This is a genomic window from Curtobacterium sp. MCBA15_016 (assembly GCF_001865105.1).
GTDB lineage: Bacteria > Actinomycetota > Actinomycetes > Actinomycetales > Microbacteriaceae > Curtobacterium.
This window is the reverse complement of record NZ_MJGR01000076.1, coordinates 1-24488: the sequence shown is the minus strand read 5'-3', so window position 1 is coordinate 24488 and position 24488 is coordinate 1. Positions and strand designations below refer to the sequence as shown.

The 24488-nt window shown below is 71.4% G+C and carries 27 protein-coding genes and 1 pseudogene; 13 read left to right on the top strand and 15 right to left on the bottom strand.

The window, feature by feature from the left end; translation table 11 throughout:
• Positions 1 to 57 precede the first annotated feature (57 nt).
• From ccsB to BIV03_RS18245, 6 genes are all read right to left on the bottom strand, one after another.
• Positions 58 to 1044 carry a c-type cytochrome biogenesis protein CcsB gene (ccsB, locus tag BIV03_RS18270; protein WP_071296730.1) on the bottom strand — a complete coding sequence of 329 codons (987 nt, stop codon included), beginning with the start codon at positions 1042 to 1044 and terminating at the stop codon, positions 58 to 60.
• A 5-nt stretch (positions 1045 to 1049) separates the two neighbouring features.
• Entirely contained in the window at positions 1050 to 2741 is a 1692-nt protein-coding gene (locus BIV03_RS18265) for a cytochrome c biogenesis protein ResB (protein WP_083403532.1), read from the bottom strand.
• Positions 2725 to 3423: a cytochrome c biogenesis CcdA family protein gene (locus BIV03_RS18260; RefSeq protein ID WP_071296728.1), complete on the bottom strand. Its 699-nt coding sequence runs from the start codon at positions 3421 to 3423 to the stop codon at positions 2725 to 2727. Before BIV03_RS18260 ends, BIV03_RS18265 begins: the two co-directional genes overlap by 17 nt.
• 45 nt (positions 3424 to 3468) lie before the next feature.
• A complete protein-coding gene (locus BIV03_RS18255) occupies positions 3469 to 4086 on the bottom strand; it encodes a TlpA disulfide reductase family protein (RefSeq protein ID WP_083403531.1) in 618 nt (205 codons plus the stop codon).
• Positions 4083 to 4739: a histidine phosphatase family protein gene (locus BIV03_RS18250; RefSeq protein WP_071296702.1), complete on the bottom strand. Its 657-nt coding sequence runs from the start codon at positions 4737 to 4739 to the stop codon at positions 4083 to 4085. Before BIV03_RS18250 ends, BIV03_RS18255 begins: the two co-directional genes overlap by 4 nt.
• 68 nt (positions 4740 to 4807) lie before the next feature.
• The gene (locus BIV03_RS18245; RefSeq protein ID WP_071296701.1) at positions 4808 to 6298 is read right to left on the bottom strand and encodes a SulP family inorganic anion transporter; all 1491 of its coding nucleotides are present in this window, start codon (positions 6296 to 6298) and stop codon (positions 4808 to 4810) included.
• A 53-nt stretch (positions 6299 to 6351) separates the two neighbouring features.
• Between BIV03_RS18245 and BIV03_RS18240 the strand changes: the two genes are divergently transcribed.
• Together BIV03_RS18240 and aspS are read left to right on the top strand one after the other, a co-directional pair.
• Positions 6352 to 6726, top strand: coding sequence for a MerR family transcriptional regulator (locus tag BIV03_RS18240; RefSeq protein WP_071296726.1), 375 nt, complete (start codon positions 6352 to 6354; stop codon positions 6724 to 6726).
• Between the two features lie 228 nt (positions 6727 to 6954).
• A complete protein-coding gene (gene aspS / locus BIV03_RS18235) occupies positions 6955 to 8295 on the top strand; it encodes an aspartate--tRNA(Asn) ligase (RefSeq protein WP_071296700.1) in 1341 nt (446 codons plus the stop codon).
• A gap of 125 nt (positions 8296 to 8420) precedes the next feature.
• Here aspS and BIV03_RS18230 read toward each other — a convergent pair whose 3' ends face one another.
• The 5 genes from BIV03_RS18230 to BIV03_RS20015 all read right to left on the bottom strand — a co-directional run bounded on the left by BIV03_RS18230 (position 8421) and on the right by BIV03_RS20015 (position 10046).
• Positions 8421 to 8714 (bottom strand): Dabb family protein, encoded by a 294-nt coding sequence (locus BIV03_RS18230; RefSeq protein WP_071296699.1) that lies wholly within the window; start codon positions 8712 to 8714, stop codon positions 8421 to 8423.
• A complete protein-coding gene (locus BIV03_RS18225; RefSeq protein ID WP_071296698.1) occupies positions 8711 to 8965 on the bottom strand; it encodes a glutaredoxin family protein in 255 nt (84 codons plus the stop codon). Before BIV03_RS18225 ends, BIV03_RS18230 begins: the two co-directional genes overlap by 4 nt.
• 72 nt (positions 8966 to 9037) lie before the next feature.
• On the bottom strand, positions 9038 to 9136 hold the full coding sequence (locus tag BIV03_RS18950) for an AURKAIP1/COX24 domain-containing protein (protein WP_003792170.1): 99 nt from the start codon (positions 9134 to 9136) through the stop codon (positions 9038 to 9040).
• 117 nt (positions 9137 to 9253) lie between these two features.
• Positions 9254 to 9448, bottom strand: coding sequence for a helix-turn-helix domain-containing protein (locus BIV03_RS18220; protein ID WP_022902482.1), 195 nt, complete (start codon positions 9446 to 9448; stop codon positions 9254 to 9256).
• A gap of 82 nt (positions 9449 to 9530) precedes the next feature.
• A complete protein-coding gene (locus BIV03_RS20015) occupies positions 9531 to 10046 on the bottom strand; it encodes a helix-turn-helix transcriptional regulator (RefSeq protein ID WP_070418353.1) in 516 nt (171 codons plus the stop codon).
• A gap of 72 nt (positions 10047 to 10118) precedes the next feature.
• Between BIV03_RS20015 and BIV03_RS18210 the strand changes: the two genes are divergently transcribed.
• The gene (locus BIV03_RS18210; RefSeq protein ID WP_071296697.1) at positions 10119 to 11552 is read left to right on the top strand and encodes a TrkH family potassium uptake protein; all 1434 of its coding nucleotides are present in this window, start codon (positions 10119 to 10121) and stop codon (positions 11550 to 11552) included.
• Positions 11545 to 12237, top strand: coding sequence for a TrkA family potassium uptake protein (locus BIV03_RS18205; RefSeq protein ID WP_175473676.1), 693 nt, complete (start codon positions 11545 to 11547; stop codon positions 12235 to 12237). Before BIV03_RS18210 ends, BIV03_RS18205 begins: the two co-directional genes overlap by 8 nt.
• A 60-nt stretch (positions 12238 to 12297) precedes the next feature.
• Here BIV03_RS18205 and BIV03_RS18200 read toward each other — a convergent pair whose 3' ends face one another.
• Positions 12298 to 12885 (bottom strand): TetR/AcrR family transcriptional regulator, encoded by a 588-nt coding sequence (locus tag BIV03_RS18200; RefSeq protein ID WP_071296696.1) that lies wholly within the window; start codon positions 12883 to 12885, stop codon positions 12298 to 12300.
• A 51-nt stretch (positions 12886 to 12936) separates the two neighbouring features.
• On the opposite strand from BIV03_RS18200, the pseudogene BIV03_RS18195 reads away from it, so the two are divergent.
• A pseudogene (locus BIV03_RS18195) lies at positions 12937 to 14172 on the top strand (MFS transporter); the annotation flags it as partial.
• Positions 14173 to 14368: 196 nt separating this feature from the next.
• Here the strand turns inward: BIV03_RS18195 and proC are convergent.
• The gene (gene proC, locus BIV03_RS18190; protein ID WP_071296695.1) at positions 14369 to 15199 is read right to left on the bottom strand and encodes a pyrroline-5-carboxylate reductase; all 831 of its coding nucleotides are present in this window, start codon (positions 15197 to 15199) and stop codon (positions 14369 to 14371) included.
• A 64-nt stretch (positions 15200 to 15263) separates the two neighbouring features.
• On the opposite strand from proC, the gene BIV03_RS18185 reads away from it, so the two are divergent.
• Positions 15264 to 16220, top strand: a complete 957-nt coding sequence (locus tag BIV03_RS18185) for a cation diffusion facilitator family transporter (RefSeq protein ID WP_071296694.1) — start codon at positions 15264 to 15266, stop codon at positions 16218 to 16220.
• A gap of 60 nt (positions 16221 to 16280) precedes the next feature.
• Positions 16281 to 16658 (top strand): hypothetical protein, encoded by a 378-nt coding sequence (locus tag BIV03_RS18180; RefSeq protein ID WP_071296693.1) that lies wholly within the window; start codon positions 16281 to 16283, stop codon positions 16656 to 16658.
• Positions 16659 to 16668: 10 nt separating this feature from the next.
• Here BIV03_RS18180 and BIV03_RS18175 read toward each other — a convergent pair whose 3' ends face one another.
• Complete coding sequence (locus tag BIV03_RS18175) at positions 16669 to 17100, bottom strand: nucleoside deaminase (protein ID WP_070419477.1); 432 nt, start codon at positions 17098 to 17100, stop codon at positions 16669 to 16671.
• Between the two features lie 76 nt (positions 17101 to 17176).
• On the opposite strand from BIV03_RS18175, the gene upp reads away from it, so the two are divergent.
• From upp to BIV03_RS18150, 5 genes are all read left to right on the top strand, one after another.
• Positions 17177 to 17812: a uracil phosphoribosyltransferase gene (gene upp / locus BIV03_RS18170; RefSeq protein WP_070418346.1), complete on the top strand. Its 636-nt coding sequence runs from the start codon at positions 17177 to 17179 to the stop codon at positions 17810 to 17812.
• A gap of 477 nt (positions 17813 to 18289) precedes the next feature.
• Entirely contained in the window at positions 18290 to 19060 is a 771-nt protein-coding gene (locus BIV03_RS18165) for a winged helix-turn-helix domain-containing protein (protein ID WP_070418345.1), read from the top strand.
• 282 nt (positions 19061 to 19342) lie between these two features.
• Complete coding sequence (locus BIV03_RS18160; RefSeq protein ID WP_254790971.1) at positions 19343 to 19855, top strand: MarR family winged helix-turn-helix transcriptional regulator; 513 nt, start codon at positions 19343 to 19345, stop codon at positions 19853 to 19855.
• Positions 19852 to 21201 (top strand): deoxyribodipyrimidine photo-lyase, encoded by a 1350-nt coding sequence (locus BIV03_RS18155; protein ID WP_071296691.1) that lies wholly within the window; start codon positions 19852 to 19854, stop codon positions 21199 to 21201. Before BIV03_RS18160 ends, BIV03_RS18155 begins: the two co-directional genes overlap by 4 nt.
• On the top strand, positions 21198 to 22685 hold the full coding sequence (locus BIV03_RS18150) for a serine hydrolase (protein WP_071296690.1): 1488 nt from the start codon (positions 21198 to 21200) through the stop codon (positions 22683 to 22685). The genes BIV03_RS18155 and BIV03_RS18150 overlap by 4 nt, the downstream gene beginning before the upstream one ends.
• Positions 22686 to 22736: 51 nt before the next feature.
• On the opposite strand, the gene BIV03_RS18145 is transcribed toward BIV03_RS18150, so the two are convergent.
• Positions 22737 to 23711: a carbohydrate kinase family protein gene (locus BIV03_RS18145; protein ID WP_139202090.1), complete on the bottom strand. Its 975-nt coding sequence runs from the start codon at positions 23709 to 23711 to the stop codon at positions 22737 to 22739.
• Between the two features lie 160 nt (positions 23712 to 23871).
• Here BIV03_RS18145 and BIV03_RS18140 point away from each other — a divergent pair, with 160 nt between their 5' ends.
• A complete protein-coding gene (locus tag BIV03_RS18140; protein WP_071296689.1) occupies positions 23872 to 24447 on the top strand; it encodes a TetR/AcrR family transcriptional regulator in 576 nt (191 codons plus the stop codon).
• Positions 24448 to 24488 lie beyond the last annotated feature (41 nt).

Genomic DNA, 24488 nt, shown 5'->3' with positions numbered 1-24488 from the left:
CCGCGCCTCCCGTCCGGTGGTGGTCGCGACCAGGGCCGCATCAGCGACCCGTCCGGATCAGAGCCCGGAGTAGCTGTGCAGGCCCTTGAAGAACACGTTCACGACCGAGAAGTTGAACATCACCGCGGCGAAGCCGATGAGGGCCAGCCAGGACGACCGCGCGCCACGCCACCCGCGGGTCGCACGCGCGTGGATGTACCCGGCGTAGACCACCCAGATGATGAAGGTCCAGACCTCCTTCGTGTCCCACCCCCAGTAGCGACCCCAGGCGCGCTCGGCCCAGATCGCACCGGCGATGAGCGTGAAGGTCCAGAGGACGAACCCGACGAGCAGGACGCGGTAGGTGAGGACCTCGAGCCGGTCGGCGTCCGGCAGCGTCTCCATGAAGCGGAGCTTGCCCGAGGCGGTCCGACCCTGGCGGTAGGTCTGCACGAGCTGCGCCACGGCGAGTCCGGCACCCAGGGCGAAGAAGCCCGTGCCGGCGATGGCGACGAAGACGTGGATGACGAGCCAGTACGACTGCAGCGCGGGCTGCAGCGGCACGACGGGCACCCAGTAGTTCACGGTCGCGATGCCGAGCAGGATGATCGTGAGGCCGGTGATGAAGACGCCGAGGAACTTCAGGTTCTGCCAGAACTGCACGAGCAGGAAGATCAGGGTGATCAGCGCAGTGCCGGTCAGCGAGAACTCGAACATGTTGCCCCACGGCACGCGGTCGGCCGCGATCCCGCGCAGGACGACGGACGCGACGTGCAGCACGAGCGCGAGGATCGTCATCGCCATGCCGACCCGCTCGAACTTCGTCCCGCGGCGCCCGGCTCGTTCGTCGGTGACGGCGACCTGCTCGAGGACGACGGTGCCGCCCTGGACGGTCGCGACGGTCCGCTCCGCGCCGGCGGCGGGTGCCGCAGCGGCGTCGGACGCAGCCGTCACGTTGCCGGCCCGCTTCGCCATGTCGAGGGCGAACGCGATGAACGCGATGACGTAGACCGCCATGGCGGAGTACGTCAGCACGACCGAGTAGGTCGCGAGGTTCGTGGTCATGTCGTTCACTGGGGCATCCTAACTCCGAGGTCCGACGTGTGGCGCTTGGCGATGTCCGCCACGGCCCGTTCGAGGTTCGGGTCCTCGCCGCGTGCGAGACCCGCGTACTCGAGGTCGTAGCCAGGCTCGGCGTCGGGGCTGCCGTCGCGACGCGGCACGACCTTCACCCACACGCGACGGCGCGGGACGAAGAGCGACGTGAGGAGCCCGAGGACGGACAGCACGGCGAAGCCGCCGACCCACAGCTGCGACGGGTCGTGGTGGACGTCGAGCGAGACGTAGCGCTTCACTCCGTCGAACGTGATCGACCCCGCGCCGTCCGGCAGCGTCTTGGTCTGCCCGGGCTTCAGCTCGACACTGGCGGTCTTGGACTGGCGGCCCGCGATCTGCTGCAGCCCGCTCGTGTCGAGCGTGTAGACGCTCTGCGGGACGCCGTCGTCGAGCCCGAGGTCACCCGTGTAGACCTGCAGGGTCAGCAGCGGGTTCTGGTCGTCCGGGTAGGCGCTGGCGTACGCGCCGGTCGAGAGCTTCGACGCCGTCGGGTAGAAGAACCCGACCATGCCGAGCTGGTCCGGTAGCGCGTCCGGCACCTTGATGACGCCGGTCGACGTGTAGTTCGCGTCCTCGGGGAGGAACGGCACGGTGTCCTTGAACGCCACGTTGCCGTCGCCGTCGCGCACGGTGACGTCCATCGCGTAGCCGTTGCCGAGGAGGTAGACGTTGGTGCCGCCGACGCTCACCGGGTCGTTGACGCCGAGTCGGCTCGTCTGCTCGGAGCCGCCCTTCTCCTGCGTCGTGACCGTCGCCGAGTAGTCGAGCGCCTGGCCGAGGGCGTCGAGGTTCCGCTCCTCGTACTTGGTGACGAACTTGTCGAGCGTGAAGTTGTAGCCCTTGAGGTCTGACTGCTGGAACCAGCGGCCGGGGTTGAACGAGTCGTACGAGCCGAGCACGTTCGAGAACGTCTGACCCTCGACGAGGAGCCGCTGACCGGTGTACCCGAACCCGCCGCCGACACCGACCGCGAGCAGCACACCCACGAGCGCCGCGTGGAACACCAGGTTGCCGGTCTCGCGCAGGTAGCCGCGCTCGGCACTCACCGAGTCGCCGAAGCGTTCGACGCGGTAGCCGGAGCGCTTGAGGATCGCCATCGCGCGGGTGACGGCGTGCTCCGGCGTGACGCCCTCGCCATCGACGGCGACCGAGCGGTAGCCGGCCAGACGGCTCAGGCGGACCGGGGTCTTCGGGGGTCGGGTGCGCAGCGCCTGCCAGTGGTGCTTCGTGCGCGGGACGATGCAGCCGATCAGGGAGACGAAGAGCAGCAGGTAGATCGCCGAGAACCACACCGAGGTGTAGGTGTCGAAGACCTGCAGCTTGTCGAGGACCGGGAAGAGCTGCGGGTGGTCCGCCTTGTACTGGACGACGCCGTTCGGGTCGGCCGTGCGCTGCGGGACCAGGGACCCCGGGATCGCCGCGAGTGCCAGCAGCATGAGGAGGAACAACGCCGTGCGCATGCTCGTGAGCTGCCGCCAGAAGAAGCGGAGGTACCCGACGGCCCCGAGCTTCGGCTGGTTGACGCCGGAGTCGCCCGACCCGCCTGCAGCCGTCTCCGGGCCGGATCCGTCGACGTGGTCCGACGGTCGCTGCGGGTCCGCCGAGGTGTCGGTGGAGTCGATGTCGGGGTCAGACTGCGGGGACAAAGGTCTGGATCACCGCCCCGACGCTCGACATGACGGCCGACCAGATGCCGGTGACCATGAGCAGACCGATGACGATCAGGATCGCTCCTCCGATGATGTTGACGATGCGCATGTGGCGCTTCACGGCGCGGATCGCACCCGTGGCCCAGCCGGCGCCGAGCGCGACGAGGACGAACGGGACGCCGAGGCCGAGGCAGTACGCGACACCGAGCCACATGCCCTGCCAGGCGCTGCCGGACTGGACGCTGAGCAGGTTGATCGCCGCGAGGGTCGGGCCGAGGCAGGGCGTCCAGCCGAGCCCGAACACGATGCCCAGCAGGGGCGCACCGACCAGGCCGGTCGCGGGCGTCCACCCGGGCTTGATCGTGCGCTGCAGGAAGGTGAAGCGGCCGACGAAGACGAGACCCATCGCGATGACGACGACGCCGAGGATCTGCGTGATGAGGTCGCGCCACCGGACGAGCCAGAACCCGAGCGCGCCGAAGACCGTCGTGTACGCCACGAACACCGCGGTGAAGCCGAGGATGAACAGCAGCACCCCGAGCACCACGCGACCGCGGCGCTGTCCGCCCTCGGCGACGCCGCCGACGTAGCCGAGGTAGCCCGGCACGAGGGGCAGCACGCACGGGGACAGGAACGACACGAGCCCGGCGAGTGCCGCGACGGGGAGCGCCACGGCCATCTGCCCGCTGAGGATCGCGTCGGCGAAGGGGTTGCTGGACACGGGTCAGGAAGCCTTGCCCGACAACTCGTCGGAGACGAGCGTGTTCAGGATGCCCGGGCCGTCGACCGCACCGAGGACGCGGGCGGCGACGCGGCCCTGCTTGTCGAGCACGATCGTGGCGGGCACGGCGTTCGGGGCGATCTGTCCGGAGAGCGCGAGCTGCATCGCGCCGGTCTTCTGGTCGAGCACCGTCGGGTAGTCGACCTTGAAGGTGCGCTCGAACGCCTCGGCGGTGGCCTGCTCGTCACGGACGTTGACGCCGATGAACTGGACGTCGTCGTCGGCGAACTGGTCGTGGACCGTGTTGAGGTACTTCGCCTCGGCGCGGCACGGCGGGCAGCCGGCGTACCAGAAGTTGAGGACGACGACCTTGCCCTTGAGCTCCTTCGACGACAGGGTCTCGCCGTCGATGTCCTTCGCCTCGAAGTCGACCGCGTCGGTGCGCTTGTCGGCGGCGACCTCGGTCACGGCGCCGTCACCGGAGATGTAGTTCTGGGTCGTGCCGCTGCCGTACTGCTTCGACAGCGAGTCGTTGTCGGACGAGCACCCCGTCAGGACGAGGGCGGCGGTCACCGCCGTCGCCGCGAGCACCGCGAACCGCTTGCTCCTGCTGGTGATCACACTGCTCCTTCGTCGATGGCGGTCGCGCGCAGGGCCTGCGCCGGGTCCGCGTACCCGACTTCGGTGAACCGACCGGACGAGGTGGCGGGTACACGCTCGACGGTGGTGATGCTGGAGAGGTCGCAGCGTCGCTTGCGCGGGTCGTGCCAGAGCTGCTCGCCGGCGAGACGGCGGTGCACCATCCAGATCGGCAGCTGGTGGCTGACGAGGACGACGTCACCGTCGTCGACGCTCTCCCACGCGGTGGCGATCGCCGCGAGCATCCGGTTCGCGATGGACTCGTACGCCTCGCCCCAGCTCGGCCGGAACGGGTTCGCGATCCAGGGCCACTCGGCCGGGCGTCCGAGCGAACGCTTGGTGAAGCCCGGGGGCTGTCCCTCGTACCGGTTAGTCGGCTCGATGAGCCGCTCGTCGAGGGCGACGTCGAGCCCGAAGGCCTCGGACCAGGGCGCCGCGGACTCCTGCGTGCGCTGCAACGGCGAGGCCACGATCCGCCGGACGTCGACGCCGGCGTCCTTCCACGCGGTCGCGGAGGCGAGGGCCATCTGCTTGCCGAGGTCGCTCAACCCGAAGCCGGGGAGCCGCCCGTAGAGGACACGGTCCGGGTTGTGCACCTCGCCGTGACGGACGAGGTGGATTCGGGACGCGGGCATGGGTTCCAGTGTAGGTCGCTCAGGGGTTCCCACCGCCCGCACAGGGGATTCACCGGATGCGGAACCACTCAGCCCAGTTCGCCGGAGAGCCGCCCGTGGAGCGCCGTGGACCCGGTGTTGAGGTGCACCACCTCGACCGTCGACCCGTGCTTGGCGAAGCGCTGCTCGACCCCGTCGAGGGCCGCGACCGTGCTGGCGTCGAACACGTGCGCGTCGGACATGTCGATGACGACGTGCTCGGGGTCCTCGGCGTAGGAGAAGCGGGTGACGAGGTCGTTCGACGAGGCGAAGAACAGCGCCCCGCGGACCCGGTAGCGGACCGTGTGCTCGTCGACGACCTCACGCGCGACGGTCACCACGTGGGCGGCTCGGCGGGCGAAGACGAGCGCGGCGACGACCACCCCGACGAGCACGCCGGTCGCGAGGTTGTCCGTGGCGACGACGACCACGACCGTGATCACCATCACCGCGGTCTCGCCGAGGGGCATCCGCCGGAGCGTGCGGGGTCGGATGCTGTGCCAGTCGAAGGTGGCGACGCAGACCATGATCATCACGGCGGTGAGCGCGGCCATCGGGATCTCGGCCACGAGGTCGTGCAGGACGATCGTCAGCACGAGCACCGACGCTCCGGCGGCGAACGTGGAGATGCGCGTCCGGGCCCCGGCCGTCTTCACGTTGATGACGGTCTGGCCGATCATCGCGCAGCCGCCGGTACCGCCGAAGAAGGCCGACGCGACGTTCGCGATGCCCTGGCCCCACGACTCACGCCACTTGCTCGAACCGGTCTCGGTGATCGAGTCGACGAGCTGCGCGGTGAGGAGCGTCTCGATGAGCCCGACGATCGCGACCCCGAACGCGTACGGCGCGATGGTCTGCAGCGTGTCCAGCGAGAACGGCGTGGTGATGCCGCTGAACCCGGGCAGCGCGCTCGGCAGCGCACCCTCGTCGCCGACCGTGGGCACGGCGACGCCGAACAGGATCGTGATCGCGGTGATCACGACGACGGCGACGAGCGGTGCCGGGACCGCCTTCGTGACGAACGGGAACCCGATGATGACGGCGACGCCGAGTGCCGTCAGCGCCCAGACCACCGCCGGCACGTCCGGACCGAACAGGTTCGGCAGCTGCGCGGTGAAGATCAGGATGGCGAGGGCGTTCACGAACGCGACGTTCACGCTGCGCGGGATGAACCGCATCAGCCGGGCGACCCCCAGGAAGCCGAGCACGATCTGGATGAGGCCGCCGAGGACGATCGTCGGGACGAGGTACGCGATCCCGTGGTCGCGCACGAGCGGGGCGATCACGAGCGCCACGGACCCGGCGGCGGCGGAGATCATGGCCGGACGGCCGCCCACGATCGAGATCACGACGGCGATGACGACGCTCGAGAAGAGCCCCACAGCCGGGTCCACGCCGGCGACGACCGAGAAGGAGATCGCCTCGGGGATGAGGGCGAGCGCGGTGACGATCCCGGCGAGGACCTCGCGCGTGAGGAGGCGGGGCGAACGCAGGGCGCTGAGGACGCTCGGAGCGGTGGGAGCGTGGGTGGTCACGGACATCGCCCTGAACTCTACCCTCACGTGAGGGTAGAGTCGTCCCCGTGAGCACCACGATGCACATCGGCGAACTGGCCGACCGCGCCGGGATGTCCCTCCGCACGATCCGGCACTACGACGAGGTCGGGCTGCTCGTGCCGAGCGGACGGACGACCGGCGGGTTCCGGGTCTACACGGAACAGGACCTCGAACGGCTGCTCGTGATCCGGCGGATGAAGCCGCTCGGGTTCACGCTGGACGAGATGGCCGAGCTGCTCCGGGTCGTCGACGGTCTGGCCGCGAAGGACCCCGGGGACGCGCCCGCGCTGGCCGCACGGCTCGACGAGTTCCTCGTGGACGCGCGGGCGCGGCACGCGAGGCTCGTCGAGCGAGCGGGCATGGCCGAGGAGTTCATCGGGACGCTCGGCAGCCTGCGCGGGTCACTCCCGTGAGGGCTCCCCCGCCGCAGGCGGCCGGGCCACGAGCCCCTCGACCCCTGCCGTCGTGCGGGGCCTCCCTCCAACTCGCGACCCGGCCACGTCAGGAACGCTACGGAGACATCGGACCCGTCCCGCGCCTCCGGGCCCACCCTGTGGACGACACCGGACGCGAGCCGACCTGTGGAGGGACGAACGCACCCGACGACGGCGCCGGAGGCGCAACCGGTAGACTCGACCACCGTGATCGAACGCACCCGCATCGCCGACCTCGCCGCACGCCCCGACGGCCCCGTCTCCGTCGCCGGATGGGTGGAGACCGTCCGAGACCAGAAGAAGGTGCAGTTCGTCGTCCTCCGTGACGAGTCCGGCGCCGCACAGCTCGTCAACCCCGCCACGCGCGAAGCGGTCGAGGGCGACGACGCCTCCGCTGCCGCACTCGCGACGACCGAGGCGATCTCCGGCCTCGCGCACGGCACCTTCGTGCACGTGCAGGGCACCCTGAAGCACGACGAGCGCGTCAAGCTCGGCGGGCTCGAGGTCAAGGTCGGCGACCTGACCGTCATCAGCGCCGCCGTTCCGGAGACCCCGATCGCGGACGACTCCTCGCTCGACAAGCGCCTCGACTGGCGCTTCCTCGACCTGCGCAACCGCAAGCAGAACCTCATCTTCCGCATCCAGACGACGATGGAGCACGCGTTCCGCACGTACTGGGTCGAGCGTGACTACATCGAGATCCACACCCCGAAGCTGATGGCCTCGGCGTCCGAGTCGCGTGCCGAGCTCTTCCAGCTCGAGTACTTCGAGACGACGGCGTACCTCGCGCAGTCGCCGCAGAACTTCAAGCAGATGGCGCAGCCGGCCGGCTTCGGCGCGGTCTTCGAGATCGCCGACGCCTTCCGTGCGGACCCGTCGTTCACGAGCCGCCACGCGACCGAGTTCACGAGCGTCGACGCCGAGATCTCGTGGGTCGAGTCGCACGAGGACGTCATGGCCATGCACGAGGAGCTCCTCGTCGCCGGCTTCACCGCCGTCAAGGAGAAGTACGGCACCGAGATCGAAGCGGTCTTCGGCTTCGAGTTCGTCGTCCCGACCGCACCCTTCCCGCGCGTGACCCTGGCCGAGGCCCGGAAGATCGTCGCCGACAGCGGCTACGAGGTCGTCCGCGCCGACGGTGACCTCGACCCCGAGGGCGAGCGCCGCGTGAGCGCCTGGGCGAAGGAGACGCACGGTTCGGAGTTCGTCTTCGTCACCGACTACGACGCGTCGATCCGCCCGTACTACCACATGCGTCACGCCGACGACCCGACGCTCACGAACAGCTACGACCTGCTGTTCAACGGTGCCGAGATCTCCACGGGTGCACAGCGTGAGCACCGTGTCGACACCCTGACGGCACAGGCCGTCGAGAAGGGCCTCGACCCCGAGGAGCTCGGCTGGTACCTCGACTTCTTCCGCTACGGCGTGCCGCCGCACGGTGGGTTCGGCATGGGCCTGGCGCGCGTGCTCATGCTCGCGCTGCACGAGCCGTCCATCCGCGAGGTCACGTACCTGTTCCGCGGCCCGACGCGCCTCACCCCGTAGTCCGCGGCACGGCCGCCGGCCTTCGTGTGCAGAAATGGTCGCTTCCCGAGTCGGGAGGCGACCATTTCTGCTCACGAAGCGAGCGAGGCGCGCGGCGCGGCGCGGCGCGGGCCAGGAGGCGCGGCTCAGCTCTCCCAGTCGATGGCCGCCCGCCCCGTGACCAGGCCACGGATCTCCGCTGCCGCGGCCTGGTGCTGCGGGTGCACCTGGTACTCGTCGAGGCCGGCGAGGTCGTCGAAGGTCGCCACGACGGCGACGTCCTGGTTCTTCCCCGGGTAGGCGACGTTCTCGACGACCTGCAGGGAACGGATCGAGTCGACGGTGCCGATCAGCCCGACGAGGAGCTCGCGGATCCGCTCGACGGACTGTGCGCGGTCGAGGTCCTCGCGCAGGGTCCAGGAGACGACGTGGTGGATCATGCGCGGGCCTCGGCCTTCTCGAGGGCACGGTGGAGCCGATCGGCGTCGACGTGCCAGTTGCTGTGGACGCGCCCGTCGACCAGGACGACCGGGATGTCCTCCGCGTACTCCAGGCGGAGGGCGTCGTCGTCGAGGATGGACAGCTCCTGCAGGGTCGTCCCCGGGTGTTCGGCCACCACACGTTCGACGACCGGACGGGCGTCGTCGCAGAGGTGGCAGCCGGGCTTGGTCAGCAGGGTCACGGCGGGCATGGGACCACCATATCCGCCCCCGGAAACGCGAAAGCCCCGGCGAACCGGGGCGTGACGCTGCAGGCTCGGGGCCTACTTCTTGTTGCGACGCTGGTGGCGCGTCTTGCGAAGCAGCTTGCGGTGCTTCTTCTTCGCCATGCGCTTGCGACGCTTCTTGATGACAGAACCCATACGGACCTCACTCGGACTGATGTTGTGTGGACACCGGGCCAACGAGACCGCGGAAAAACAACCCCGCCGAGTCTAGCGGAGGGCCGACGCGATGTCGAACGGGCCGGTTCGGACCGCCTAGCCGACGTCGGCGATGCCACCGCGCAGGACGTCCGCGACGGCGGACTCCGGGACGCGGAAGGACCGGCCGAAGCGGATGGCGGGGAGTTCCCCCGCGTGGACCATGCGGTAGACGGTCATCTTGGAGACGCGCATCATCTCGGCGACCTCAGCGACGGTGAGGAAGCGCACGTCGTCGAAACTGCCGGTCATGGTCCGCCTTCGGGAAATCGGTGTGACCTGTGTGGTCACTGGCAACTGTAGGGGCCGGTGCGACCCGGTGTCCAGGTCCCGTTCAGTCCTCGTCGCCGCGACGCGTGAAGCGCTTCCGGCTGCGGTCGACGACCCGTTCCCAGCCCTGCTGCGCGCCGGACAGCGCCGCGGTCGCGCGGTAGGACGCCTCGGCCATCACGCGGCCGAGCTCGGTGCCGACCTCGACCGTGGCCTTGCCCGCCGTGCCGGAGCGTCGGACCGAGACCGGTTGCCCGTCGAGCGTCCAGGCCGTCGTGGCCGGGGTGCCGTCGGCGTCCACCGCGCCGGTGAACGGGAGGACCCACTCCTCGATGCCGACGAGTGGCTCCGGGTCGAGGCGGTAGTAGCGGTGCTGCCCCTCTTCGCGGCTCGTCACGAGGCCGATGTCGCGGAGCACGCGCAGGTGCTTCGACACGGTCGGCTGGCTGACGCCGAGGCGTTCCACGAGCTGGCCGACGCTGAGCTCACCGCCGGTGACGTCCGAGCCGTACGCGGACAGGAGCGTCCCGAGCAGCTCACGCCTGGTGGGGTCCGCCACGACGCTGAAGATGTCGGCCATGGGGCAAGGCTAGCCGGGGCGTCACGGATGTACCATGACGAACCGTCCCGCCCATGTCCACGGAGGCATACGATGCTCGACCGACACGAGCCGCCGTCCCGCTCGGCGGGAGCGACCCGTCGACGGCCGTCCCGTCTCGGCACCGCCCTCCGCTCGTCGCCGTCCCGCTTGGCGATCGTCGTCTTCGTGGCGCTGATCTTCGTCTTCACGAGCCTGTTCATGACGCCGTGGGCCGCGGCGGACGGACGCTCGACGCACTTCGCGGACGCCCTCTTCACCGCGGCGTCGGTGGTCTGCGTCACCGGGCTCGCCACCGTGGACATGGCGACGCACTGGTCGGTGTTCGGCAAGACCCTCGTGGTGATCGGCACGCAGATCGGGGCCGTGGGCGTCCTGACGTTCGCCTCGATCCTCGGCCTCTTCGTCACCCGGAAGCTCGGACTCCGCGCGAAGCTCATGGCGGCCGGCGACTCGAACCCCCTGCGGACACACCACGGTGCCGTGCCCGAGGGTCAGGCCGTCCGTCTCGGTGAGGTCGGCACCCTGCTCGCGACGGTCGCGGTGAGCACCCTGTCGATCGAGATCGTCCTCGGGCTCCTCCTGCTGCCGTCCGTGCTCATCGCCGGGATGCCCTTCTGGACGGCGGTCGGGGACTCCTTCTACTACGCGGCGATGGCGTTCACGAACACCGGCTTCGCGCCGAACGCCAGCGGACTCACCCCGTTCGCGCACGACTACTGGTTCCTCTCGCTCCTCATGGTCGGCGTGGTCGCGGGCTCGATCGGCTTCCCGGTGATCCGCGCCGTGACGAAGCAGCTCCGCACGCCGCGCCGCTGGCCGATCCACGTGAAGCTCACGCTCGCGACGAGCGCGGTCCTGCTCGTCGGCGGCGCGGCCGTGTACATCGCGCTCGAGGCATCGAACCCGACCACCTTCGGCGAGGAGGGCGCTGGCCGCACGGCGTTCCAGGCCCTCTTCCTCTCCACGATGACCCGGTCCGGCGGGTTCTCCCTCGTCGACTTCGACCAGCTGAACGGGTCGAGCCTGCTCGTCACGGACATGCTCATGTTCATCGGCGGCGGCTCGGCCTCGACCGCCGGCGGCATCAAGGTCACGACGCTCGCGGTCCTGTTCCTCGCCGCCGTCGCCGAGGCCCGCGGGCGCCAGAGCATGGAGGCGTTCGGCCGGCGCATCCCGAGCGACGTCCTGCGCGTGGCCGTGGCGGTCGTGCTCTGGGGCGCCACCATCGTGGCCGTCGCGACCGTCGTGCTCCTGCAGATCACCCACGAGTCCCTCGACCGCGTGCTGTTCGAGGTCATCTCGGCGTTCGCGACGTGCGGGCTGTCCTCCGGAGTGTCCGCGAACCTGCCCGAGTCCGGCAAGTACGTGCTCGCGGCGACGATGTTCCTGGGCCGTGTCGGTACAGTGACCATCGCCGCTGCACTGGCCGCCAGCCAGAGCCGGCAACTGTTCCGCCGTCCCGAGGAGAGGCCGATCGTTGGCTGACCGCAACCGTCCGCACCCGCTCGGTGCCGTCAGCCACGACGCTCCGGTGCTCGTCATCGGCCTCGGACGGTTCGGCGCCGCCACCGCCGGGCAGCTCGAGCGGCAGGACCGCGAGGTCCTCGTCGTCGACACCGACGCCGGCCTCGTGCAGAAGTGGTCGGACCGCGTCACGCACGCGGTGCAGGCGGACGCGACCGACATCGACGCCCTGCGGCAGATCGGTGCGCAGGACTTCCCGATCGCCGTCGTCGGGACCGGCAGCGACCTCGAGTCGAGCGTGCTCATCACCGCGAACCTCGTCGACCTCGGCATCCCGCAGATCTGGGCGAAGGCGATCAGCCGGTCGCACGGCACGATCCTGTCCCGCATCGGCGCGAACCACGTCGTCTACCCCGAGCGCGAGGCCGGCGAGCGCACCGCGCACCTGGTGTCCGGCCGGATGCTCGACTTCATCGAGTTCGACGACGACTTCGCCGTGGTCAAGATGTTCCCGCCGGCGTCGGTCCGCGGCAAGGACCTGGCGACCACGGTGATCCGCACCCGCTTCGGCCTGACCGTGCTCGGCATCAAGACCCCCGGCGAGGCCTTCGTCCCGGCGACGCCGGAGAGCGTGATCGGCCAGAACGACGTCATCATCGTCTCGGGGACCGAGAGCGCGCTGGAACGGTTCGCCGCCCTGGAGTGAGGACGGGACGGACAGGAGGCGCGGGGCGGGCCCGAACCGTCCCTCCAGTCCGTCAGCCGGTCACGTCGCGGACGCGACGCCGTCCCGGAGTGCGCGGAAGAGCCGTTCCAGCCCGGCGCGGTGCGCCGTGACGACGGTGTCGTCGTCCTCCCCCGCGAGGACGGCACGTGCCGTCCCGACGAAGACCGTGGCGTAGCCGGCGACGAAGAGCGCTGCGAGGAGTCGGTCGCCGACGGCGTCCCCGAGCGCGCGCTGCGCCCCCGCCACGAGCTCGATCGCGCGCGACTGCAGGGCGGACGAGTCGGCGATCGTCCGGAAGAACGCGTGCGCGCCGGGCGCCAGCCCGGAGACCGGCGCGCGCTCGTCGACCAGGCGCAGTGCGAGCGCCTCGAGCGCGTCGAGCGCCTCGTCACGCGGAACGTCCTCGACGGCTGCGACGAACAACGCGACCGTCTCGGCGGAGCGGTCGAGGAACAGGTCCTCCTTGCGCGGGAAGTGCTTGAAGACCGTGACGCTCGAGACCCCGGCGGCCTTCGCGACCTGCGCGACGGTGACGCCGTCGAAGCCGTGCTCGGCGAACATCCCGGACGCGGTCTCGGCGATCCGCGCACGGGTCTCCGGCCCACCGCGGGGTGCGCTCCTGGGCATGCGGACTCCTCGTTGATTGACTCACTCAGTTTACTGACTTAACCTAGACGCATGAACGCCGACCGGTCCCCCCACTCTCCCCGATCCCTGCGCGGATCGCGTGTCGCCCTCGCCGGGCTCGCCGCGGTCTTCCTGTTCGAGATGCTCGACAACTCCGTCCTGAACGTCGCGCTCCCCACGATCGGTCGTGAGCTGCAGGTCGGCGCGACCGGGCTGCAGTGGGTGACGACGGCGTACTCGGTGGTGTTCGGCGGGCTCATGCTCGCTGCGGGTGCCGTCGCGGACCGGTACGGCCGACGCCGGGTGATGCTCGTGGGGCTCGTGCTCCTCGGGCTGGCGAGCCTCGCGACCGCGTTCGTCACCACCGCCGACCAGCTGATCGCCGTCCGGGTCGCCACCGGGATCGCGGCGGCGATGACCACCCCCGGGTCGATGGCCCTCGCGTTCCGGCTCTTCGACGACGACGAGCGGCGGGTCCGGGCGATCACGGTGATCTCCACCGTCGGGCTCGTCGGGCTCGCGGTGGGACCGACGGTGGGCGGACTCGTCCTCGCCGTCGCGCCCTGGCAGGTGCTCCTGCTCGTCAACGTCCCGATCGCCGCACTCGCGTTCGTGGGGATCCGCGTCGGCGTCACCGCGGACGACCCAGCGGGGCTGCACCGGGCTCCCGTGGACTGGACCGGAGCGGCACTGGGGACCGTGACGATCGTCCTCGCCCTCGTCGCGCCGACGCGGTTCGCCGACGGTGGGCTCGACGACTGGACGGCCTGGGCGGCCACGGCCGGCGCGATCGGCGGCGGCGTCTGGTTCGCCGCGCGACAGCGCCGCGTCGAGCACCCGCTGCTCGACCTCGCGCTCGTCGCCCGGCCGCTGGTCTCGAGCGGCCTCGCGTACAAGGCGGCCACGGGCCTCGCGGTCGCGGGCCTCGGCTACCTGGTGACGCTGCACCTGCAGCTCGCCTGGGGGTGGCCGCCGGCCCTCGCCGCGATCGGCATGCTCCCGCAGGTCGCCGTGCTCGTGGCCGGGAGCGCGTTCGTCGGACCCTTCGTCCGGCGCGTCGGACTCGGGCACGCCGCCTGGTCGAGCGCGGCCGCCGTGGTCGTCGGGCTCGCGGTGTACACGGTGCTCGGGCCGCTCGGCTACGGGTGGATCGCCCTGGCGCTCGTGCTCGTCGCCGCCGGCATGCGGGTCGTGGGGGTGGTCGCCGGCACGAACGTCCTGCGCGGGCTGCCGGAGGACCGCACGACGATCGGCGCCGCGCTCGTGGACACCTCCTCCGAGGTGGCCTCGGCCGTCGGGGTGGCGATCGCCGGCACGGTGCTCGGTGCCGTGTTCACCGGGTCGCTCACCGCGACACCGTGGACCCACGCCCAGGGTGTGGCGTTCGACCACGCGGTGACGATCGGCGGGTCGGTGCTCACCGTGCTCGCCGGGGTGCTCGTCGTCTGGGCGATGGTCCGGGCCGGACGTGCCGGGACGACCCCTAGCCCTTCGCCAGCTCCTCGGCGCGGGCGATCGCCGCGCGGGACGCCCGCTCGAACGTCCCCGCGAGGTCGGCGTCCTGCAGCACCGCGACGGCACGCTCGGTGGTCCCCTTCGGGCTCGTGACGGCCCTCCGCAGGTCGGCGGGCTCCTCGCCGGAGGCGGCGAGCAGTTCGACGGCACCGCGGAGCGTGCCCTGCACCATCGCCTCGGCCTGGTCGTGGGAGAACCCGAGCGACTCGGCGGCCTGCTGCCACTGCTCCACGAGGAGGAAGACGTAGGCAGGCCCGGAGCCCGAGACGGCGGAGAGCGCGTCGAGCTGGGACTCCGGCACCTCGATCACGACACCGGACGCGTCGAACACCGACGACGCGAGCGCGACGGCGTCGGCGTCCGCGGAGGCACCGGCGCTGATCCCGGTCACCCCGTGCCCGACGCCGATCGGCGTGTTCGGGAGCGCTCGGACGACCCGGACACCGGTCGGCACCTTCGCCTCCATGCTCGCGGTCGTCGTCCCCACGGCAACGCTCACGACGACGGTCCCCGGCTCGAGGTCCGCCGAGACCTCGTCGAGCAGGTCACCGATCGCGTAGGGCTTCACCCCGAGCACGACGAGCGACGCGCCGCGCACCGCTGCCCGGTTCGCGTCGGGGTCGGTGTCGGTGGCGGTGGCGTCCAGGCCACGCTCCCGGTGTGCCGCGGCGGACTGCTCCGACTTCGTCGTCAGGGTCACGGTGGCCCGGTCGAGACCGGCGGCGAGCAGGCCGTCGAGGACCGCGCCGGACATGGAGCCGACGCCGAGCAGGGCGGTGCGGGGCAGTTCGATCGTCATGCCCCAGACCCTACCGAGCGCCCTCGCCTAGGATCGTCCAACAGATCGGGAGAAGGGGACAGCTGTGAGCGCTTCTGGAGGCACGAGGGCGATCCTCGCCGCACTCGGTGCGAACGTCGGGATCGCGATCGTGAAGTTCATCGCCGCGGCGATCAGCGGTTCCGCGTCGATGCTGGCCGAGGGCGTCCACTCCCTCGCCGACTCCGCCAACCAGCTCCTCCTGCTCCTCGGCGGCCGTCGTGCCCGGCGTGCCGCCGACGAGGAGCACCCGTTCGGCTACGGGCGTGAGCGCTACGTGTACGCGTTCGTCGTGTCGATCATCCTGTTCTCGGTCGGCGGGGTGTTCTCCCTCTACGAGGGCATCGAGAAGCTCACCCACCCGCACCCGCTCGAGAACTGGTGGCTGCCGCTCGTGGTGCTCGTCATCGCGATCGGGCTCGAGGGCTTCTCCCTCCGCACCGCACTGAAGGAAGCACGTCCGCAGAAGGGCCGGCAGAGCTGGGTGCAGTTCGTCCGCCGCGCCAAGGCCCCGGAGCTCCCCGTCGTGATGCTCGAGGACACCGCGGCGCTGCTCGGCCTCGTCTTCGCCCTGTTCGGCGTCGGCCTCACCGCGATCACGGGCAACGGCGTGTTCGACGCGATCGGCACGATCTTCATCGCCGCGCTGCTCATCGCCGTGGCGGTCGTGCTCGGCATCGAGACGAAGAGCCTCCTCGTCGGCGAGGGTGCCACCGCGGCCGACGTCGAGCGCATCAAGCGGGCGGTGCTCGACGGTCCCGAGGTCGACTCGATCATCCACATCAAGACCCTGTACCTCGGCCCCGACGAGCTCATGGTCGGCGTGAAGGTCGCGGTGGACGGCGACCGACGGCTCGGCGACGTCGCCGCGGGCATCGACACGGTCGAGCACCGGGTGCGCCAGGCGGTGCCGATCGCACGCGTGATCTACGTCGAACCCGACGTGCTCCGGACGGGCCCCCGCCCGCCGACCGAGGCGATCGTGATCCGCGCCGCAGACTGAGCCGCAGACTAAGGGGAACCTTGCTGGCGAGCGCCGTGGCCGGTCATCCACGATGGTCACATGTCGGCGCTCTTCAGCATCCTGCTCGTCCTCCACTTCCTCGGTCTCGCCGCCGTCATCGGCGCCTTCCTGGTGCAGGTCCGCCGCAAGGGCGGCTTCCAGACCTCCTGGCCGATCACCGGCCTCGTCGTGCAGCTCGTCACGGGCCTCGGGATGATGGGGATCATCGACGCGACGCAGGACGGCGGCGCGAACCACGTCAAGCTCGGCGTGAAGCTCGTCATCGCGGCGGTCGCACTCGTGCTGGCGCTCGTCGCCCGGGCGCGTCAGAAGCGAGCGGACGCCGGCACCGCGACGGCGAAGGCCGCCCTGCCGTTCTTCCACTCGGCCGGGGCGCTCGCGATCGTCAACGTGTTCGTCGCGGTCCTCTGGAAGTGACGCCCACAGGTCAGCGACGCTCGGCGAAGAACGCGTCGAGCAGCGCGGCGCACTCCCCCTCGAGCACCCCGCCGATCACCTCGGACCGGTGCGGCAGCCGGCGGTCCCGCGCGACGTCGTAGACGCTCCCGCTCGCGCCGGCCTTCGGGTCCCACGCGCCGAACACGATCCGCGGCACTCGGGCCGCCATGACCGCACCGGCGCACATCGGGCACGGCTCGAGCGTCACCACCAGGGTGTGCTCCTCGAGGTGCCAGTCGCCGATCGCCGCCGCGGCCGCCCGGAGCGCGAGGACCTCGGCGTGCGCCGTGGGGTCCTGTCGCGCCTCGCGCTCGTTCCGTCCCACGGCGATGACCGCGCCGTCCCGGTCGAGGACGACCGCCCCCACCGGGACGTCCCCGGTCGCGAGGCACGCGCGGGCCTCGTCGAGCGCGCGTTCCATCGCGGGGACGAACGGGCGGGCGGCGGGTGCTTCCACGGAACCTCCTGGCGGTCGGCAGCACGGTAGGCTCGACCCTATGCGAGTCCACGTCGCCGACCACCCGCTCATCACCCACAAGCTCTCGGTGCTCCGCGACCGTACGACGCCGTCCCCCACGTTCCGCGCCCTCACCGAGGAGCTCGTCACGCTCCTCGCGTACGAGGCCACGCGCAACGTCCGGGTCACCGCGACGCCGATCGACACCCCGGTCGCACACACCATGGGCGTCTCGATCGCGAAGCCGCGCCCGCTCGTCGTGCCGATCCTGCGTGCCGGGCTCGGCATGCTCGAGGGCATGGTCAAGCTCGTCCCGACGGCCGAGGTCGGCTTCCTCGGCATGGCGCGCAACGAGGAGACCCTCGAGCCGCAGACCTACGCCGAGCGCCTGCCCGACGACCTCTCCGGTCGGCAGTGCTTCGTCCTCGACCCGATGCTCGCGACGGGCGGCACCCTCGCGGCCGCGATCGACTTCCTGTTCGACCGCGGTGCGGAAGAGGTCACCTGCGTCTGCATCCTCGGCGCGCCCGAGGGGCTCGCCGCGGTCGAGGCCGCCGTGGGCGACCGCAACGTCTCGATCGTGCTCGGCGCGCTCGACGAGAAGCTCGACGAGAACGGCTACATCGTTCCGGGCCTCGGCGACGCGGGCGACCGTCTCTACGGTCTCGCCGAGTAGACGCGACCACCTTCCGACAGGAGGCGCGGTGCCAGCTGGCACCGCGCCTCCTGTCCGTCGTGCCGGTGCGTTCGCAGAACGCACCGTCCGTGCGGACGGTTGACACGACGTTGGTATCCCACCGATACTCGTCCCATGACTGCAACCGTGTCCACCCGCGTCCTCTCCGAGGCCCAGGGGACCGCCGGCATGATGATGCCGGCCACGGCCGTCATGCGTTGTCGAATGTGTGCCTGATCGGCACCCGTTCCAGCCGGATCCCCCGCGACACCACCCCCGTCGCGCGAGCGTGATCCCCGGGTGACGACCACGTCGACGACGCGCACCACGTCACGAGGTCTGTCCCCCGTACCCCCGGGTCGGCCCCGGTCCGCAGCAGGACCGCAGGGCCCACGGCACTCGCCGTACCCGGACCGACGCATTCGACACGGCCGCGGCACACCTCGACACCGCAGCCACATCGCCCGGAGAACCGCCATGTCGCTCACCATCGCTCAGCCCCGCACCGCCCTCCGCACCGCCGCACCCGCGCCGACCGACCTCGGCACCGTGACCCCGATCCGTCCGCGTCGCGAGCCCGTCGCACCGCCCGTCGCCACCGGCGTGCCGACCAGCCCGGTCGTCGCCCCGCAGCGCAACCGTGCCCTGCCCGAGGGCACCGAGGCACGCGGCTTCGCCCTCTACGTCGGCATCGACGAGGCGAAGGCAGCGGCGGCGGGCACGACCCTCGCTGCGGTCGTCGAGCAGCTCAAGGCCCTGACCGCGCAGCTCGTCCCGACCTCGGAGACGTACGCCGCCGTGGCCGTCGCCGCCGAGGGCTCCGGCGGCCGTGACGTCGACGTCGTCCGGCTCGCCCTGCAGGACCGCTCCGCCGTGGCTGCCCGCAAGCAGGCCGAGAAGCCCGAGCCGGAGGAGACCGGGGTCGTCATCGACATCTCCCGGAAGCGCGTCACGCTCGACGGCGAAGCCGCTCCCCTGACGTACAAGGAGTTCGAGCTCCTGCAGTTCCTCGTCCTCCGCGAGGGCCAGACCGTCGACCGCTCGGCGATCATCGACGGCCTGTGGTCGGACGGCGAGGACGAGACCCCGAACGAGCGCACGATCGACGTCCACGTCCGTCGCCTCCGCTCGAAGCTCGGCGCCTTCGAGGAGATCGTCCGCACCGTGCGCGGTGTCGGCTACCGCTTCGACCGCCACGCCGACGTCGCCGTGCGCTACGCCTCGACGCCGTCGCCGGACCTCTTCTGATCCTGATCGGTCGTTCTTGGTGAACTCGCAGCGAACGACCGCCGCGTCCGGTAGCGCGCCGTTACCCGTTCGTTATACAGTCGTGCGTGCAGACGGTGTTTGCTGTGGCACCGCCTGTGGAATGTGATTGCAGGACACTCTTGGTGCAAGGGAGAGGGCCGGTCATCCCCGTGATGACCGGCCCTCGTTGCGTCCCGGGGGACACGGCTGCGCGTCAGCAGCATCGCGTGTCCGAGGCCGTCGGTAGTGTGGCATGACCGTACGACCAGAGGGAGCGCGACCGTGAACGAGCCACGCCGCAGCGAGAAGGCGACCGCAGTCGCTGCCTGGGAAGCGCTCTTCCGCGCCCAGGTCACGGTGATGCGCGCGCTCAACGCCGACTTCCCGGGCGGCGAGATCTCGTTCAACGAGTACGACGTCTGCTTCAACCTCTCCACGCAGCCCGGCCGCCGCTGCCGGATGCGCGAACTGACCGGCCACCTGCTCCTGACGCAGCCGAGCGTCAGCCGCCTGGTCGACCGGCTCACCGCGCGCGGCATCGTCGAGAAGCAGCCGGACCCCGCCGACGCCCGCGGCGTCATCGTGGCCCTCACCGCGCACGGCTTCGACGTGTACCGCGCCGTCGCCGTCCAGCACGCGCAGACCATCGCCGACCAGGTCGGTGCCGGCCTCGACGACGCCGAGCTGCGCACGCTCACCGAACTCTGCACGAAGCTCCGGACCGCGGCGGGTGCGGCCTCACCCCGACGTGGCGCGACCCGGGCGGCGTCCGACGTCGACGCGGCAACGGTGTGACCGGCGCCCTGGTCTGGCTCCGCGACGACCTCCGTCTCGCGGACAACCCGGCACTCCGAGCAGCGATCGAACACGGCGGCGACGTCACGGTCGCGTACGTCCTCGACGAGCAGTCCCCCGGCATCCGCCCGATCGGGGCTGCGGCACGGTGGTGGCTGCACCACTCGCTCGCCGCGCTCGACGATGAGCTCCGCGAACGTGGGTCCCGACTGGTCCTCCGCCGCGGGCCCGCTGCCGAGGCCGTCGACGCGCTCGTGTCCGACACCGGCGCCGACGCGGTGTTCTGGAACCGCCGGTACGGCCGAGCCGAGCGGGACCTCGACGCCGGCATCAAGTCGACGCTCACCGACGGCGGGACCGAGGCGCACAGCTTCGCCGCAAGCCTGCTCTGGGAACCGTGGACCGTCCTCACCGGGCAGGGCGAGCCGTACAAGGTGTTCACGCCGTTCTGGCGTGCCGCCCAGGCGATGCCCGAGCCCCGCCACCCGCTGCCCAAGCCGCGTGACCTCCCCGCGGCGCCCCGGGTCGCGAGCGACGACCTCGACGACTGGGACCTGCTGCCGACGCACCCCGACTGGGCCGGCGGTCTCCGGGACGCCTGGGAACCCGGCGAGCAGGGCGCGCACCGGCGGCTCGAACACTTCGTGCACCACGCGCTCGAGGACTACGACCAGCGCGACGAACCCGCGATGGCCGCCACGAGCGACCTCTCCCCGCACCTGCGGTGGGGCGAGGTCAGTCCGTACCAGGTCTGGCACCGCCTGCACGGCCAGCTCGAGCCCGAGCAGCGCAAGAACGCCTCGGCGTTCCTCCGGCAGCTGGCCTGGCGCGAGTTCAACTGGAACGAGTACTTCCACTGCGAGGACATCACCACGGTGAACGTCCGGCGCGAGTTCGACGCCTTCCCCTGGCGGGACGTCCCCGACGCCGAGGTCGACCGCTGGCGGACCGGGACGACCGGGTTCGACCTCGTCGACGCGGGCATGCGGGAGCTCTGGCACTCGGGTGCGATGCACAACCGGGTCCGGCTCGCGACGGCCAGCTTCCTCGTGAAGAACATGCTCGTCGACTGGCGCGTGGGCGAGCAGTGGTTCTGGGACACCCTCGTCGACGCCGACTCCGCCAACAACGCGGCGAACTGGCAGTGGGTCGCCGGGTCCGGGTTCGACGCGGCGCCGTACTTCCGGGTGTTCAACCCGGACCGGCAGCTCGAGCGGTTCGACCCGCACCGCGAGTACGTGCACCGCTGGGTCCCCGCCGACGAAGACCGTCCGGAGCCCATGCTCGACCTCAAGGAGACCCGGCAGCGGGCACTCGACGCGTACGACCGGATGCGCCGGTCGTGAGCGGTATCGATCCGCAGGTGATCGCGGACGTCGACGCGCTGTTCCGCGAACGAGTCGAACGCGGCGTCGCACCGAGCAGCGTCTGGGGCGTGTTCGACCGCACCGGGCTCGTCGCCTCGGGCGGGCACGGCGACCGCGGCGACGGCATCGCTCCCGACGCCGACACCGTGTACCGGATCGCCTCCTGCACGAAGAGCGTGACGGCGGCCACCCTGCTCGCGCTCGTGGCGGACGACCGTGTCCGGCTGGACGCGCCGATCACCGACTTCGTCCCGGCCTTCGCCGACGTCGTGCTGCCCACCGCCGACTCCCCCGTGCCGACGCTCCGCATGCTCCTCACCATGGCCGGCGGCTTCCCGACCGACGATCCGTGGGCCGACCGGCAGGAGTCGATCTCGGACGCCGAGCTCGACGACGTTCTGCGCGCGGGGCTCCTGTTCGACTCGGTCCCAGGGACCCGGTTCGCCTACTCGAACACCGGGTACGCGTTGCTCGGCCGGGCGATCGCCGTCGTGGCCGGCCGTCCCTTCCCCGAGGTCGCGACCGAACTCCTCCTCGGCCCCCTCGGCCTGCGCGACACCGTCTTCCGCGCCGACGACGCCCGCGGTCACGTGGTCACGGGCGTGCGGCCCGCCACTGACGGGGCGGGCGTCGGCACGTGGGAGCCGCTGGCGATGTCGGGCCCCGGCGCGTTCTCGTCGATCGGCGGGCTCTTCTCGACGGTCACGGACCTCGCCCGCTGGGGTCGGCACCTCGCGTCGGCGTTCACCGAGACGCCCGAGCCCGGACCGGTCTCCCCGGCCGACCGCCGACTCATGCAGCAGGCGATGCGGGTCGTGCCCGCAGCGGTGGTGCCGACCTCGAGCCGCGCGACGGCCTACGGCTTCGGGCTCTTCGTCGAGCAGGACCCGGCGTTCGGCGAGCTCGTCTCGCACTCCGGCGGGTACCCGGGGTTCTCGGCGCACATGCGGTGGTCGGTCCGGAACGGCCTCGGCGTCGTCGCCTTCGAGAACGCCACGCAGGCGAAGGTCTCGGCGGCGGCGGACCGGGCGCTCGACCTCGTGCTGACCGCCCGCGCGAGCGCCCGCGCGACCGCCGCGGCCGACCGTGCATCCGCGGGCGGCGCACTGGCGGACCGTGCACCCGGCACCGGACCGACCGTGGACGCGACGCGGGCGGCGCAGGCTGCCGTGACGCGCCTCCTGGCCCACTGGGACGACGAGCTCGCCGATGCGATCTGCACGCCGAACGTGGCGATGGACGTGCCGTACGAACGACGCCGCCGGGCCATCGCGGAGGCGGTGGCGGCCGTCGGTGCCGACCTCGGGGCGGAACCGGTGGCCGACGAGTCCCAGGCCCCGTCGCACCTGCGCTGGTGGCTGCCGGGGACGGCCGGTCGGCTGCGCGTCGAGATCCGGTTGGCGCCGCTCGCGGCCGGCCTCGTGCAGACCCTGGTGGTCCGGGCCGAACCCAGCGAGCACTGACCCCGCGACCGGTGGTACCGGCCGAACCCAGCGAGCGCTGACGCGCGGGCGTCAGACCGGCGGACGCCCGCCCACGAACCCGAGCGCCCGCGCCGCGACCCGCGTGCCCTCGCGCGCAGCCGCCGCGACCCGCACCGGATCGGTCGCCCACGCACGGAGGAACCCCGCGGCGAACGCGTCCCCGGCGCCGAGCGTGTCCACCACCGTCGCCGGCGTGATCGGCACCCGCTGCGGCGTCCGACCACGCCGCCCGAGCAGGACGCCCTCGGTCCCCATGGTCACCACGACCAGGGGCACGCGGTCGGCGAGCGACTCGATCGCCTCCGTGACGGTGGGTGCTCCGGTGAGCGCGAGTGCCTCGTCCTCGCTCGGGAAGAGGGCATCGAGGCCGGAGAGCGCCTCGAGGAACTCCGACGCACCGACCGCACGCACCACCGCGGCGGAGGAGGGGTCGAGGGACACCCGGGCGGAACCGGACCGGGCCTGGGCGACGAGTGCCGCGATGCGGTCCGGACCGCCTCCGCCGAGCATCGCCGAGCCGGTCAGGTGCACGATGTCCGCGCGCGCCACGAGGTCGACCGGCAGGTCCTCCGCCGACAGCACCCCGCTCGCTGCGGGATCGGACATCGCGGTCCGACCGTTCCCGTTCCGCACGGACACGACGGCGCCGGTCGCGGTCCGGGCGTCGTAGCGGATGTGCGCGCGGACGCCGGCGTCGGCGAGCGATCGCTCGTGCCGGTAGACGTCGTCCACGCCGACCCGCCCCACCAGGTCCACGTCGGCGCCGAGCCAGCCGAGCCAGGTCGCGGTGTTGCCCGCGGCGCCGACCGGTCGGTGCCGGATGACCGCGGCCGGGTCGTGTGCACCCATGCTCGCGGCCGTGGTGTGCACGAGCACCCCGTCCAGGACGTCGCCGACGACGAGGAAGCGCTTCCCCGCCCCGCGACGGCGTCCGGCGACCGCCCGCCCGGCACGGGGTGCCTCGGGGCGCGACGGGGCCACAGGGCGCTCTGGAGGCATGGACATCGGCCCCATCCTACGTGGAATCGAGTAAAACTCCGCTTCTCGCCACAAATCCCTTGCACCCGTTATAGATTCCCGGCTGTTTCCCGGCGATCGTCAGTAATATACTCTGTGATCGTATGTGAACGGTCGCGTACTGCCCATCACGCTCGTTGGAGACGCCATGCCCCGCAAGCCCGACCCGACACTCAAGCCGGCGATCATCGCGAAGGTGGCCGAGCACCTGCAGGACACCAAGCTCGAGGACGTCTCCGTCCGTAGCCTCGGTCGGGTGCTCGGGACGAGCGCGTACCCGATCGTGTACCACTTCGGCACGCGCGAAGCCCTGATCGACGCCGTGGTGGACCACCTGGCGGAATCGGTCTCCGACGTCACGCTCGACCCCGGCGCCGACGACCTCGGGCTGACCGACTACCTCATCGCGGTGTTCGGCGGGCTCGACGACCCCGAGCGCTCCCTCGCCGCCCGGCTCACCTTCGAGCTCGGATCGGTCGAGTCGCTCGACGGCCGTGATCGCGAGCGCACCTTCCACCGCGCGCAGGTGAGCGCGATCGCCGCCTGGTGCGCCGAACACGGCTACGGCGCGGTGGATGCCGAACGGGCGGCCCGCGGTGCCGTCCTCGCGGCTCGGGGCGTGCAGTGGGGCACGATCGTCGACCGCGAGCGGGCGACGCCCGACGCCGCGCTGCGCGCGATCGCGCAGAAGCTGGTCGCCGGGGCCCACTTCCAGTCGGCCTGAGCGGTCGACGCGCACCGACGAACGACGGGAGGCGCGGTGCC

Coding starts and splice junctions, on each gene's coding strand:
- BIV03_RS18245 (WP_071296701.1), bottom strand. CDS start 6,298: ATGTCCGTGACCACCCACGCTCCCACCGCTCCGAGCGTCCTCAGCGCC.
- BIV03_RS18260 (WP_071296728.1), bottom strand. CDS start 3,423: ATGGCCGTGGCGCTCCCCGTCGCGGCACTCGCCGGGCTCGTGTCGTTC.
- BIV03_RS20015 (WP_070418353.1), bottom strand. CDS start 10,046: ATGGCCGACATCTTCAGCGTCGTGGCGGACCCCACCAGGCGTGAGCTG.
- BIV03_RS18250 (WP_071296702.1), bottom strand. CDS start 4,739: ATGCCCGCGTCCCGAATCCACCTCGTCCGTCACGGCGAGGTGCACAAC.
- BIV03_RS18225 (WP_071296698.1), bottom strand. CDS start 8,965: ATGCCCGCCGTGACCCTGCTGACCAAGCCCGGCTGCCACCTCTGCGAC.
- BIV03_RS18230 (WP_071296699.1), bottom strand. CDS start 8,714: ATGATCCACCACGTCGTCTCCTGGACCCTGCGCGAGGACCTCGACCGC.
- BIV03_RS18210 (WP_071296697.1), top strand. CDS start 10,119: ATGCTCGACCGACACGAGCCGCCGTCCCGCTCGGCGGGAGCGACCCGT.
- BIV03_RS18140 (WP_071296689.1), top strand. CDS start 23,872: ATGCCCCGCAAGCCCGACCCGACACTCAAGCCGGCGATCATCGCGAAG.
- BIV03_RS18240 (WP_071296726.1), top strand. CDS start 6,352: ATGCACATCGGCGAACTGGCCGACCGCGCCGGGATGTCCCTCCGCACG.
- BIV03_RS18145 (WP_139202090.1), bottom strand. CDS start 23,711: ATGTCCATGCCTCCAGAGCGCCCTGTGGCCCCGTCGCGCCCCGAGGCA.
- BIV03_RS18200 (WP_071296696.1), bottom strand. CDS start 12,885: ATGCCCAGGAGCGCACCCCGCGGTGGGCCGGAGACCCGTGCGCGGATC.
- ccsB (WP_071296730.1), bottom strand. CDS start 1,044: ATGACCACGAACCTCGCGACCTACTCGGTCGTGCTGACGTACTCCGCC.
- BIV03_RS18180 (WP_071296693.1), top strand. CDS start 16,281: ATGTCGGCGCTCTTCAGCATCCTGCTCGTCCTCCACTTCCTCGGTCTC.
- BIV03_RS18950 (WP_003792170.1), bottom strand. CDS start 9,136: ATGGGTTCTGTCATCAAGAAGCGTCGCAAGCGCATGGCGAAGAAGAAG.
- BIV03_RS18165 (WP_070418345.1), top strand. CDS start 18,290: ATGTCGCTCACCATCGCTCAGCCCCGCACCGCCCTCCGCACCGCCGCA.
- BIV03_RS18220 (WP_022902482.1), bottom strand. CDS start 9,448: ATGACCGGCAGTTTCGACGACGTGCGCTTCCTCACCGTCGCTGAGGTC.
- proC (WP_071296695.1), bottom strand. CDS start 15,199: ATGACGATCGAACTGCCCCGCACCGCCCTGCTCGGCGTCGGCTCCATG.
- upp (WP_070418346.1), top strand. CDS start 17,177: ATGCGAGTCCACGTCGCCGACCACCCGCTCATCACCCACAAGCTCTCG.
- BIV03_RS18175 (WP_070419477.1), bottom strand. CDS start 17,100: ATGGAACGCGCGCTCGACGAGGCCCGCGCGTGCCTCGCGACCGGGGAC.